Origin of the sequence: Methanoregula sp. (genome assembly GCF_023227875.1) — an archaeon.
Classification (GTDB): domain Archaea; phylum Halobacteriota; class Methanomicrobia; order Methanomicrobiales; family Methanospirillaceae; genus Methanoregula.
Window position 1 is genome coordinate 168178 of record NZ_JALOCH010000003.1, and the last position, 12752, is coordinate 180929.

Annotated in this window: 12 protein-coding genes; 3 read left to right on the plus strand and 9 right to left on the minus strand. The window is 55.7% G+C overall.

What is annotated here, in order from left to right; genetic code table 11:
* Positions 1-344 precede the first annotated feature (344 nt).
* On the plus strand, positions 345-2585 hold the full coding sequence (locus tag M0R30_RS04625) for a DEAD/DEAH box helicase (RefSeq protein WP_292543938.1): 2241 nt from the start codon (positions 345-347) through the stop codon (positions 2583-2585).
* Positions 2586-3015: 430 nt separating this feature from the next.
* Here M0R30_RS04625 and M0R30_RS04630 read toward each other — a convergent pair whose 3' ends face one another.
* Positions 3016-3210 (minus strand): hypothetical protein, encoded by a 195-nt coding sequence (locus M0R30_RS04630; protein ID WP_292543940.1) that lies wholly within the window; start codon positions 3208-3210, stop codon positions 3016-3018.
* 55 nt (positions 3211-3265) lie between these two features.
* The gene (locus M0R30_RS04635) at positions 3266-3694 is read right to left on the minus strand and encodes an Sjogren's syndrome/scleroderma autoantigen 1 family protein (RefSeq protein WP_292543943.1); all 429 of its coding nucleotides are present in this window, start codon (positions 3692-3694) and stop codon (positions 3266-3268) included.
* 79 nt (positions 3695-3773) lie between these two features.
* Between M0R30_RS04635 and M0R30_RS04640 the strand changes: the two genes are divergently transcribed.
* Complete coding sequence (locus M0R30_RS04640) at positions 3774-4037, plus strand: UPF0147 family protein (RefSeq protein WP_292543946.1); 264 nt, start codon at positions 3774-3776, stop codon at positions 4035-4037.
* A gap of 88 nt (positions 4038-4125) precedes the next feature.
* Here M0R30_RS04640 and M0R30_RS04645 read toward each other — a convergent pair whose 3' ends face one another.
* On the minus strand, positions 4126-4467 hold the full coding sequence (locus tag M0R30_RS04645) for a hypothetical protein (RefSeq protein ID WP_292543948.1): 342 nt from the start codon (positions 4465-4467) through the stop codon (positions 4126-4128).
* Between the two features lie 53 nt (positions 4468-4520).
* Complete coding sequence (locus M0R30_RS04650) at positions 4521-5198, minus strand: DUF2115 domain-containing protein (protein WP_292543950.1); 678 nt, start codon at positions 5196-5198, stop codon at positions 4521-4523.
* 111 nt (positions 5199-5309) lie between these two features.
* Between M0R30_RS04650 and M0R30_RS04655 the strand changes: the two genes are divergently transcribed.
* Positions 5310-6227 carry a DUF475 domain-containing protein gene (locus tag M0R30_RS04655; RefSeq protein ID WP_292543952.1) on the plus strand — a complete coding sequence of 306 codons (918 nt, stop codon included), beginning with the start codon at positions 5310-5312 and terminating at the stop codon, positions 6225-6227.
* Between the two features lie 109 nt (positions 6228-6336).
* Here the strand turns inward: M0R30_RS04655 and M0R30_RS04660 are convergent, their stop codons facing one another.
* The 5 genes from M0R30_RS04660 to M0R30_RS04680 all read right to left on the minus strand — a co-directional run bounded on the left by M0R30_RS04660 (position 6337) and on the right by M0R30_RS04680 (position 12683).
* Positions 6337-7446, minus strand: coding sequence for a response regulator (locus M0R30_RS04660; RefSeq protein WP_292543954.1), 1110 nt, complete (start codon positions 7444-7446; stop codon positions 6337-6339).
* Entirely contained in the window at positions 7443-10568 is a 3126-nt protein-coding gene (locus M0R30_RS04665) for a response regulator (RefSeq protein ID WP_292543956.1), read from the minus strand. Before M0R30_RS04665 ends, M0R30_RS04660 begins: the two co-directional genes overlap by 4 nt.
* A gap of 276 nt (positions 10569-10844) precedes the next feature.
* Positions 10845-11387 (minus strand): META domain-containing protein, encoded by a 543-nt coding sequence (locus M0R30_RS04670; protein WP_292543958.1) that lies wholly within the window; start codon positions 11385-11387, stop codon positions 10845-10847.
* A gap of 65 nt (positions 11388-11452) precedes the next feature.
* Complete coding sequence (locus M0R30_RS04675; protein WP_292543960.1) at positions 11453-12262, minus strand: 4Fe-4S dicluster domain-containing protein; 810 nt, start codon at positions 12260-12262, stop codon at positions 11453-11455.
* 4 nt (positions 12263-12266) lie between these two features.
* A complete protein-coding gene (locus M0R30_RS04680; protein WP_292543963.1) occupies positions 12267-12683 on the minus strand; it encodes a secondary thiamine-phosphate synthase enzyme YjbQ in 417 nt (138 codons plus the stop codon).
* Between the last annotated feature and the right edge of the window lie 69 nt (positions 12684-12752).

Sequence of the window (12752 nt, forward strand, 5' to 3'; positions counted from 1 at the left end):
GAAGAGTCTTCTCGCCATCTCATTCCTGCGGAATTCGGTGCCCCGAAGGGCGAAGTCGCAGAATCCTGATGGATTCTTCTCCAGTCAATCATCGCTGATGCGACGATTGCCTCCCCGCGGCGGCCTCAATTGCCTTCACTTTTCCTATTAGATAATCTGCCCAGCGAGGCCCCGAAGAGGCGGCCGAGCGACCCCGGAAGGGGGTGGGAAGGCTCATAACTCTGTGGCCAATTTGGGATATCCCGTAATTATATCCCTGTAATCCACAATGCAATTTATTATTCTACTTTTCCTCTCCGCACAATCCCCTTATTACCCACCGGCACCAAATCTCTCACCAACCAATGAACTTCATCAGCCACCCCCTCATCAAACCGGACGCCATCGAGAAGCGGGAGTACCAACTCTCCATAGCGATGAAGGCGCTGGACGGGAACACCATGGTGATCCTCCCCACGGGTCTTGGCAAAACTGCCGTTGCCCTGCTCGTTGCCGCGTCCCGGCTCTACAATGAGGGCGGCAGGGTGCTGATGCTTGCCCCGACAAAACCTCTCGTGGAGCAGCACCTCCGGTATTTCGAGAAGTACCTGTTGGCAAAGAGCCCCGAAGGTTCCGATGCCTCGCCATTTGTCATGTTCACCGGAGAAGCCCCTCCCGAGGAGCGGACCGCTGACTGGAACCGGGCAACGGTGATCCTCGCCACCCCGCAGGTCATCAAGAACGATATCATTGCCGGGCGATACACGCTTGCGGATGTGTCCCTCCTCATTGTTGACGAGTGCCACCGGGCGGTCGGCAACTATGCCTATGTCTTCCTCGCCCAGCGGTATCTCGCGACCGCGGACAAACCGCTCCTCCTCGCGATGACCGCGTCCCCGGGTGGTGTACAGGAGAAGGTACAGGAAGTCTGCGCGAATCTCGGGATCGAACACGTGGAGACCCGCACGGAGAACGATGCGGACGTGCGGCCGTACGTCTTTGAGCGGGAGCTCGAATACATCAATATTAATCTCCCTCCCGATCTCAAGGCAGCGATCCAGACGATCAATGCCCTCACTGACGACCGGCTCGCCATCCTTGCATCACTCCATTTCACGGTGCCGAAACGGGAGAAGCTCTCCATGCGGGAACTTTCCGCCATCAATGCCCAGATCCAGCAGCGGATCGCGAACCGCGATTCGGCTGCGTTTTCGGCGGCATCGGTGTATGCGGAGCTGATGAAACTCAAGCACGCGGTCACCCTCGCGGAGTCGCAGGGGAGCGAGGTGCTGAAAGGATATCTTGCCAAGCTGTATGCAGAGGGTACGGGAGCGGGGGGCAGCAAGGCCAGCCAGCGGCTTGTACAGGACCATTCGTTCCGCGAACTTTTCGAACGCTCGGTTGAATGGACGCACGAGCTTCACCCCAAGCCCGAAGTCGCCCTCGGCCTCGTGAAACAACAGCTCGCGGATTCGCCCGACAGCCGGATCATCATCTTTGCGACCTACCGGGACACCGTGCAGCTCCTCGTGGACTACCTTGCGAAACACGGGATCGTAAGCGAACGCTTTGTCGGGCAGGCGACCAAGGATGCGGAGAAGGGGCTTTCGCAGAAGAAACAGATCGCGGCCCTGACCAGGTTCCGTGAAGGGGAGTTCAAAGTCCTTGTTGCCACGTCCGTGGGAGAGGAGGGCCTTGACGTCCCCTCCACCGACCTCGTGATCTTCTACGAGGCAGTCCCGTCCGAGATCCGATCGATCCAGCGCAAAGGGAGGACCGGACGGTCGGGTGCAGGGCGGGTTGTTGTCCTTATCACCAAAGGCACGTCGGACGAAGTCTTCCGCCACGTCAGCACGGCCAAGGAGAAGATGATGCACAAGAGCATGCGGACGCTGAACACGGTGCTCTCATCCCCGCGGGAGACCCCGATCATCGCAGATCAGGCCAGCATCGAGGAGTTCACCCCGCAGGGTGTGAAAATAGTCATCGATGACCGCGAGACCTCCTCAAAAGTTGTCGAGGTCCTCTCCACCATGGGGGCAGCGATCCGGCTCGAACGCCTGCCACACGGGGATTATGCCGTCGGCGACCGTATCCTCATCGAGCGCAAGACCTCGCGGGATTTCGCCGACACCCTCATCAACCGCGACCTGCTTGGGCAGCTCAAAGAGATGGCCGATGTTGCCCCGCGCCCGGTATTGATCGTTGAGGGAGCGGATCTTTACACCCAGCGGGACATCCACCCGAATGCGATCCGGGGTGTGCTCGCTGCCATCACCATTGACATGGGCATCTCGCTCATCTTCACGAAGGACGAGCAGGACACCGCCCAGATGCTCTATGTCATCGCGAAACGTGAGGAGGGCGAACGGGGCGAGCGCAAGGTACACCCGCACAAGTCCCAGCGTTCGCTGAAGGAGGAACAGGAATATGTCGTTTCGGCGTTCCCGGAGATTGGTCTCCGGAACGCCCGGTTATTGTTGGCGCACTTCGGGTCGGTGCAGGCTGTGGTTAATGCTTCTATGGAGGAGCTGGTTGCGGTTCCGGGGATTGGGGAGAAGACGGCGCAGAAGATCTTTGAGTTGTGCCGGAGAGCGTACGGGTAGGGGGTACCCCCCTCCCCTGAACCTGCTGATACTGTGGTACATGGGGAACCTCCGACGTAAGAGTCATGTTTTTATAAACCGGATGGCACGAACACGGTGGGGTAACCCCCCCTCCCATGCTATGGGGGTACCCACCCCTCTCTCAGAGCGAGGGGTCCTTGCGGTGCCAGATCAAACCCTAAAACCGGGGACCCCCACCCACCCCTGCCATGCCCGGAGGGGGTACCCCCCTCTGCTTTTACACGTACGCCAGTTGCAGTTCTTCTGGAGTCTACGTCTGACAGGATGTCTTTCATGCGGAAGACCGGAGCGGGCCAGGGGGGGTGGTACCCCCTCCCGTACCCATAGGGGTACCCACCCCTCCCTTAGTACGAGGGGGGGTCCCCTGCGCCGGATCCGGCACAGGAAAAGAGGAGGGGTGACCCCCCCTTTAATGGGCAATGTTCCCGCTCCGGTCCCTTACCGGCACCGTAAAGATACCGGCAACGACAAGAGCAGGGACAAAGCCTGCAAAGAACCCCTGCGTGTAACCGGCAATGGTGATGATGATACCGGTGACGAGCGGCCCGGCAGAATGGCCGATGACCATAATGGACGAGAGGGCTCCCATCCGGACGTGGATCAATCGTAGCGAACTCTTAAAAAAAACCAAAAAAAAAAGAGAGGATCGGGAACGATCCTTACAACCGGCACAAAATCTCGAGCGACTCGGTCCCGGCCTTCACTGCCTGCATGAGGGCAAGGACATTCTCCGGGTCCCTCTCGTTGTGGACCCGTTCGCAGAGGGAATGGATCGTCATTGCGATCTCCTCGGCCAGCATACCCCCCTCCTCGTCATCGCCACATGTGCAGGACTCCTCGTCATGGTCCACGCCGCACCCGCAACCGGCGCCGTGCTCATGGTGATGGACGTGGGGCTCCGCGGCAGCATGAGCAGCTGCACCCTTGGCAGGTTTTGCCGCCGTCTCGTTCTCTGCACAGACAACGCAGAGCGTCTTGCCCTTGACGTCAAAGAGCGGGCAGCCACAGGTCTTGCAGGTCTTTTCAAGCATTTTCCCCCCTTTGAGGAGGCATTCAGCCATTATCTCGTCTTCTTTTCGTGGAGCCATGGGGTCACCGTCTGATCAATATTTAAAGTATATATGTCGGTTCCGCATATTAACTACAGGTACACAGGTAGGCGATACTATGCCAACAGCAGAAAAGACCATGGAAAACTGTATCCTGATGCTGCAGCACATCCAGGAGGACGGTTCAATACCGAGAAATATCCGGCGCGTTGCTGATGAGACCCGGACGCTGCTCACGAATAATTCCAAGGCGATGGGACTGCGCGCCGCGGAAGCCATCTCAAAGATCGATGAGATCTCCAATGATCCCAATATGCCCATCCATGCACGGACACGGATCTGGGAACTCGTGTCGCAACTGGAGACGATCCCGCTGGATTAAAAGAAGAAAATTTCTGTTTTTTTTGCCGCATACCGGCATTCAAACGTATGATAGAATTCTGTAATACCTGCGCGTGACGGTCGTTCCCTCAGCTGTTCTTCCTGAGATGTTCCTTGATCTCGCGGATATTTGTCAGCATTTCTTCCGAGTAGGGCGTGACACGGTAGCTCAGGTTGTTCTCGATCTGCCAGAACCCGCTCTTCTCGTCATAGTACCCGATGAGATAACAGATGATGATGTAACAGGGTACCGAGAGAGCAATAACCATGGGCAGGGTCAGCCCGAGATGGATGTAGAAGAAGTCCTCGAAGAGTTTTGCATTCGCGGTAATGATACCGAAGTTGAGCACAATCTGGGTCCACGAAGACCCCCGGACGTACCGCTGCTTGAAGAGGGCAAGGGGATACAGTACCCCGTGATTTTCTGACATGGGTACATTTGTCTGGCAGGACGGGATATGCTTTCTCTCACCGGGCTGTCATTCTATGATAGATGTTCTCCCGTGCCGGGCTCCTCGCTCTGGAGTGCGGGGCAGAAGTTGCAGATGGAATAAAAGATCTCTTTCTCCTTGTCCCGGATCAGGCAGTAATAGTCCCGTCCCCGCTGCTCCACTTTGAACCCCCCGGGGAACGGCATGCCCACCGGGTGCCCCGGTTCCTCCATGACGAACATGGTGAACGCGGCAATCAGGTAATAGAAGAGGCGGTTCTTCGGATTCCTGAAGTAGGGGTTCCGTTCGCTGGAGTCATCCCATGCAAACGTCCCATTAGGCACCATCCCGCAGAATTCGTCGAAGCGCTCCCGGTCGTGGATGGGTGTCGTGAGCCGTTCAAACGCCCTGCTGCGGTACATTGCAAGCAGGAGGTGGTGTTTTCCGAAGAGCTGTTCGCGGAAGCAGGGGCGGATGGCGTCCCGGTACGACGGGGGTAGTCTCTCGATCTCGGTGTTGAGTTTTCCCCCGATGATCTGGAGGTCGAACAGGGAATATTTCTGTACCTCGTGCGTGACGATGATGCCCAGGTCGCCTTTGGTCCGGGCGGACTGCATCCGCTCCGCGATCTCGCGGATCTCCCTCTCTGCATGGTCCGCTTCGACGTGTTCAAGGGTTTTTCCGGTGCCTGTCATCCCGTACAGCCTGATGATACATGTCTTCTTCGGCACCAGAAATAGGTGATGGGTTTACCTCTGCCGTTCCTTACGGCGGGCTCATCGTGCAGGCGACCGGGACGGAATACTGTTATTACCCGGGCAAACCCCATATGATCCTGATTCATGGACATCCTCTCCATTGTGCTGATCATCGCGGGGCTCTGTCTCTTTGAGACGATCACGAGCATCGACAACGCGATCATCAACGCCGAAGTGCTCTCGACGATGAGCGAGCGGGCGAAGCGCTGGTTCCTGCTCTGGGGCCTGATCTTTGCGGTCTTTGCCATTCGCGGCCTCCTCCCGTGGCTGATCGTCTGGCTCTCTGCGCCGTCTCTCGGCCCCGTCGGCGCATTCATGGCCACGTTCTCCAGCGACCCGCTGGTGATCGCCGCTATTGAACAGTCCGCACCCGTCCTCCTGATGGGCGGGGGGACGTTCCTCCTCTTCCTCTTCTTGCACTGGCTTTTCCTCGAAGACAAGAACTTCGGCCTTAAGGGCGAGCGGTTCTTTGTCAGCAAAGGTGTCTGGTTCTTTGCGGTAGTCTCGATAATCCTTGCAGCCCTGGTCTGGATCGCCCTCGGCTACAACACCATGGTTGCGTTCGGTGCGGTCGTCGGGTCCACAGCCTTCTTCATTGTCCACGGGTTCCGGCAGAATGCCGAAAAGGCCGAGATGGAGATGCTTCACGGCGACATGTCGGATCTCAGCAAGATCTTTTATCTCGAAGTGATCGATGCCACCTTCTCGATCGATGGGGTTATCGGGGCGTTTGCGTTCACGATGGCCGTGCCCCTGATCCTGATCGGAAACGGTCTCGGGGCGTTTGTTGTTCGGGAACTGACGATACGGAACATCGATAATATCAAAAAATATCTCTATCTCAAGAATGGCGCCATGTACTCCATTCTCTTCCTCGGCATCATCATGATCCTGGACAGTTTCGGTGTCCACATCCCGTTCTGGGTCTCCCCGGTGATCACCTTTGGTATCGTGGGTTTCTTTTATGCAAAATCGATAAAAGCGATCCCGAAAACAGCCTGACTCACAAGGACACGGACCACCTTTTTATTGATTTTTTTTGTTTAATCTTCCCATATACAGGGAAAAGGGGAGGTCCGGTATTCCCTGATATGGCCGTGGTTACCGGGACTTAACATTCCGCCCGGATCCAGCCGTTGATGATGATCCCGTCGATGACAGGGTTCCCGTACAGGTTGCTGATGATCCCTTCCATGACCGTCGGGGTCCCCGTCGTATTTTTCATTTTCAGTCGTATGGGCCGGACCATGCCCGGTGTTTCAAGGATCTCGGTGAGGAGCCTGTTGAATTCTGGCACATTATCTTCGTGAACAAGATCGGAAAACAATTTTCCCATAAGGATGGCCGGTTCAAAACCGAGCGACCGGGTGATGGACGGGCTCTCGTGCCGGATCGTCCCGTCCTTGTTCAGTACGGAGATGATATCGGATGTCTCCTCGATAAGCGAGCGGAAGAACTCCTCATTCTGCCGTGATTGTTCTTCAGTCTTCTTGCTGTCCGTGATATTCCTGACCGAGACCGCAAACAATACGATATCCCCCCCGGGGCTGGTGACCGGGTATATCGAGGTATCATACCAGTTGTTCCGGAACTCTTCCTGGAAATGGATCGGTTTTTTCTGGGTGGGGTTCAGGTTCCAGGCCGCCATGCGGGGTGATATGAACCCGTGCGTGACGAGGTCCGATATATCCGATCCAACGAACCCCGCGATGTCTTTGCCGGCCCTCCGGGCCAGGGCCTGGTTCACGGCCAGGAACCGGCCCTTGGTGTCGATCAAAAACAGGAAATCCTCCGTGGCATTGAGCAGCACGCGGGTCGTCTCCTCGCTGATGCGGAGCGCATGTTCCATGGCAAATTTGTACAGTGCCATCTCGATGGTTGTCTTGAGTTCCAGTTCCCGGAACGGTTTGAGGATGTACCCGAAGGGTTCGGTGAGTTTCGCCTTGGCAAGGAAACTGTCGTCGCTGTATGCCGTGAGGTAGACCACGGGGATGCGGTACTGTTTTTTGATCTCCTCTGCCGCTTCGATACCGTTCATTTTACCGGCGAGCATGATATCCATGAGGATGAGGTCCGGGTGCAGTTCGCCTGCCTTCTTCACGGCGAGTTCTCCCGTTGTGGCGACGGCACAAACGGAATAACCCAGTTCGAGCAGGCTTTTTCTGATATCCATGCTGGTTACGGCTTCATCTTCAACAATCAGGATATTCACGTCACTCATACCGTCTCCCCCCCGGCAGGTTCAAGGGTAAAATCTATCCGGAATTCTGTTCCCCCGTTGCGGTCCAGGGTAATCGTGCCGAGGATCTGCGCAACAAGCGAGTTCACCAGCTGGAGCCCCAGGGTCTCGATATGCTCAAGGTCGATCTCTACGGGAAGCCCGATCCCGTTGTCCCTGACAATGAGGGTATACTTATCACCGGCTTTTTGCACGTCCACGACAATCACCCCGGTACGCTCGCCCGGGAACGCATATTTCAGCGAATTTGAGAGCATCTCGTTGATTATCAGGCTGATGGGTATCGCCTTGCTGATCGGGAGGACAATCTTGTCCGCGTGAATTTCAATACGGATCTTCCCCCGGGGTATCCCGTAGGACTGGAGCAGGTTATCAGCGATCTTCTTTAAGTAATCGTTGTAGTCAATCTCAGCGAAACTCTTGGACTGGTATAACTTCTCGTGGACCAGGGCAATGGACATGACCCGGGTCTGGCTCTCCAGGATCGCATCCCGGCTTGGTTCATCCTTCATCAGTTTTGCCTGCAGGCTCAGGAGGCTTGAGATGATCTGCATGTTGTTTTTTACCCGGTGATGGATCTCCTTTAACAAAATCTCTTTCTCTTTGAGCGAGGCGGCCACTTCATTCTGAAGGTTCTTGCGTTCGGTGATATCCCGGGCGATTCCGGAATACCCAGAGTACGTCCCGTTTTTATCATACGTCGGTCTGGCGTTCACTTCATATATCCTTCTCTCGCCAGGTGAAAAAACCGGTATCTCGATCTCGAGACCTGAGACCGGCCCGTGGGAAGCAAGCGCCGGATCAATTAATTTTGCTATGGTATCCCGGTATACCGGAGATGCCAGGTCGAACACATCGATCTTCGGGAAGTGCTCGCTGCTTATCCCCAGCATTGCCTGGACATGCGGGCTGACATACGTGATGATCCCGTCCTGGTCCATATGGAAGACAATATCTCCGATCTGTTCCACGAGGGACCGGTATTTCTCCTCGCTTGCGGCAAGCGCCTCCATGATGCGGTTGCGCTCGGCGATCTCATTCTGCAGGTTAATCGTCAGTTCGCTCAGCTTGCGGGTCCGCTCCGCGACCTTCTGTTCGAGTCCGTCATATGCCTTCTGCAGGGCCTCCTCGGCACGCTTCCGGTCGGTGATATCGACCGCAAGAACGATGACAACATCCTTGCCAAAGTATGTCCCCTTGTATGCACGGACATCGGTAAGAATCTCACTTCCGTTGCTTCTTCGTGCCCAGAACTCAAACTGCCGGGGCCCCTCATGGAATGCCCTGTTCACCTGTTCCTTCACCTGCGCGAGGTCATTACGGCCATGGGCAGAAATCCGGTCAAGAATGTCTCCCACAAAAAATTTGTGGGGATACCCGAACATGTCTTCGGCACCCTTGTTGGCATCAATAAATGAGCATGTCTCATCAAGGATACAGATTGCGTCCTTGACTGCATTGAATAATCCGTGATAACTGATCTCGCTCTGTCGCAATGCTTCATCTTTCAGGTTGCGTTCTGTCAGATCGATGATCACGCCCCTGATCCCGGAAATGGTGCCGGTTTTCTTGTCAATGACCGTACTGGCCTTGATCATTCCCGGAAAACGGCTGCCATCTTTCCGCATCATGGTGTATTCACTGGACTCCCGTTCTTCATCCCGGAGCACCTTCTGCATGTTCTCCTGTGCAATGCGGTGTTCCTCAGGAACGATATAATCCATAAAGCTGGTTCCCGATGTTATGTCGGCTGGATTGATGCCGAATGTCGGGTAGGCAAGGCGGTTGGTAAATGTCAATCTCCCGTCGAGACCGGCTTCGAATACCATCACCGGAAGGAAATCGGCAAGGGTCCGGTACTTATCCTCGCTTGCAGCAAGCGCTTCCTCTACCTGCTTCCGTTCTGTGATATCACGCAGCGTTCCCTCAATAGCTACCGGATTTCCCGACGTATCGTGAACGACATGGCTGGTCACCGATACATTCAGGTGAGTGCCTGTCTTATTCTTCAGGATTACTTCAAAGTCTTTGACTGCGCCATCGGCAAACATCTTATCGAGAAGCAGTTTTCTCTGTTCCGGGAACGGGTAAAGATTCTGTACCCGGAGGCCGATCAGTTCGGAGGGATCCCACCCCGTGATCTTTCTGCATGATGGTGATAATGTGACGATGTTTCCTTCCATATCTGTCTGGTAGTAGAGATCATCGAACGTGGTGAAAATGTTCCGGTATTTTTCTTCACTTTTCCGGAGTGCTTCTTCCGATTCTTTCCGTTCCGTGATATCCCGTACTGAACACAGGAGTGCATTTTCACCGTCCGATACAACGTTCGTGACGGCAAACTCAAGATACCGCACTTCGCCGCTTTTGACAATGACACGTGTCTCGTACGTGGGCGGAGTGGATCCTCCCGCGGCCCGGCTCCGGGATATTTCCATCACGCGGTCCCGGTCATCCGGGTGGAGGAGGTCCCAGATCTCCATCTTGTAGAGTTCCGGTTTCGAATAACCGGAGATCACAGAGACCCGGTTATTGACAAATATAAAGTTCGATCCCCGGACAATGAAGATGGCGTCATGGCTCTGCTCCATGACCTTCCGGTACCGCTCTTCGCTCTCCCGGAGTGCCTTTTCGGCCCTGCGCCGGGTAACGCTCTGCACGACCTTGTTGGTGAGATCCAGGAACATCGCTTTCGGGTTGCCACCCTTCGCCAGGTAGAAATCCGCACCGGCGTCGTACGCCTCGATCACGGCATCCTCGCGGCCCTTACCGGTAAAAATGATGAACGGGATGAGGTTGCCGCTCTCCCGTAACTGTTTCAGGAACTCAATGCCGTTCATCCGGGGCATCTGGTAGTCGGAAATGATGACATCGTAGGTCCGTGTCTGCATTTTTTCCAGCGCTTCCCGTGCACTGGTGGATGTATCGACCGAAATATTCCCCCGCTTCTCCAGGGATAGTTTTGTTGGCTCAAGAAGGGCGTGTTCGTCATCAACGTAGAGAACAGAGATGACAGGAGGTTCACCATTGGCTTCCCTCACCTCCGTGAATGCAGTTACCGGTGAAGGGATATACGTGTGTTCTCCCCTGATATCGTTAACCATCCGCTGATCTCCTCTGGTAAATGTATAAAATACCCAGTATCCTTTTAATTACTATTGGATTAAAAATATCCGGTTTCCTGAAAAGATCAGGCCGTAATAATTACACTGTTTTTTATGTAACCCCCCACGGGACACCGGGGATCCGGATCATAGATTCGCCGTGAGCTGACACGTTTGCAATTACTCCCCTGCATGAGATACGGTCATTCCTGTCCCATTGCTGGCGCGACCGGCTTGGTATGGTGGATATAATCGCTATCTGATTAAAAAAAAAGATCAGGCCGGCAACATGCCTTCGGTCTGGACCGGGATCGCGGATGGGGGCCTGAACACCAGCACATCTCCGGTCGAACCGGTAAGTGTAAGGAGGGTCGAGTCCGCATCATACGCCGCCGCATCCTGCAGCATCTCGAAGTACGTTGATTCCTGCTTGGAATAATCAGTGCAGTACATCTTGGTCGAACCAATGGGCCCGATGGTAATGCCGCTGCCTTTCGTGGTCGTTGTTCCGGTCAGGGTATATGGTCCGAAATAGTTGTTGCATCCCCCGTTACCGGAGACATTCCCGTCAGAGCTGAAGGAAAGGGTGATCTCAGTTGTCGGGTACGTGACTGCCGTGCCCTCCTGGACTCCCATCGTTGTCAGCACCCAGTCTCCCGCAAGCTGCGGTGGAAATGCCGGGGCCACGCTTGTTGTTGTGGCCGGTGCGGCGGCAACCGGCGTGACGGCACCCGATGATGCCGGTGCCTGGCTGGTACATCCCGCGAATAGTACCGCAAGGATGGCAATTGTAATAACTCCCGCTGTGAGGACTTTCATATCCGTGATTTCGGGCTGTTTGTATATAAACTGCCCTGAATTATCCGGATGGTATCTTCCCGATGTTACCGGCCTCCGTATGACCTCACGTGTTTCCATGCACGGTGATGGGAAGCGTGGCGGCTGTCGGCTTCATCGTATATTGAGGTGTCTTCCCGCTGGTAGCGTTTTCTGTCCTCACCGACCGGGCAGACCCTGATGCAGATCCCGCAGGGTGAGATGAACCGGTTGTTCAGCGCTTCCGAACGGGTGGCACAGGTCTTCTTGTCGGTCAGGCCGGCGGGGTATTCATCGCTGTCAAGGGCATTGACCGGGCAGGCATCCACGCATTTCATGCAGTGGGTGCAGAGCGGATCCGTGATGATTGGGTCCGGGGTCAGTTCTGCGGTAGTAAAGATCGAGGCAAACCGGACCCGGGGCCCGAATTCCGGCGTGAGGACCACATTGTTGATGCCGAAATTGCCCAGTCCCGCAAGGAACGCGGCATGCCGGTGGGAGAAGAATGCAACCGGTTTTTCCTTCAGGACGCTGATCGAGCCATACCCGTCACGGGGTATCCAGATGGAAGGAATCCGCCGTGCAGTAAGGCCGGATGCAATCCGGTACCCGTTCTGGTCCAGCAGGGCATTGACCGTCTTGTACAATTCATGGTACCAGATCGACGGGGCAGTATCCACAACCGGCAGGCTGACCGGCATGCCGATGACGATCACCGTCTTTGTGTCCGGGTAGATCGAACGCGGCCGGAACTCCTCCGGCACCCACGGTTCGAACAATGGCACGTCCCAGCGGTCCGCGGGAGCAAAACCCACGAGGGGAATATCGAGTTCCGCACATTTCCGGATCACACTCTGCTTCAGGTCATCGTTGCTCATGAGGTCACTCCCCGGTGACGCTGCAGATAACCGTCCGCGTCCGGCCTGCGTTCACGTCCAATTCGAGCAGCACGATCTGCTGCCATGTGCCGGCCATCAGCTCCCCGTTTGCCACCGGTACTGTGAGCGACGGGCCGACCAGTGCCGCCTTCACGTGGGACCTCCCGTTCCCGTCCCCCCACCGGGTGTTATGCGCATACGGGATCGTGTCCGGGGCAATGACGGATAATGCCCTCTGCATATCCGAGATGACGCCAGGTTCGTACTCGATGGTGGTGAGCGCGGCGGTTGAATGTTGCGCAAAGAGATGGACAAACCCTTCCTTTACGCCGCTCTCCTTTACGGCCTTCCTGACCTCCTGAGTCAGGTCGATGATATCCCCTTCGCGTTCCGAAGTGACATGCAGCTCTTTCCGGTACATGGAAGTCCCCTGACAGGGATGTCGGAGGCCGGACAGATAAAGGATACGAAAGTTACTGCCAAAAAAGAA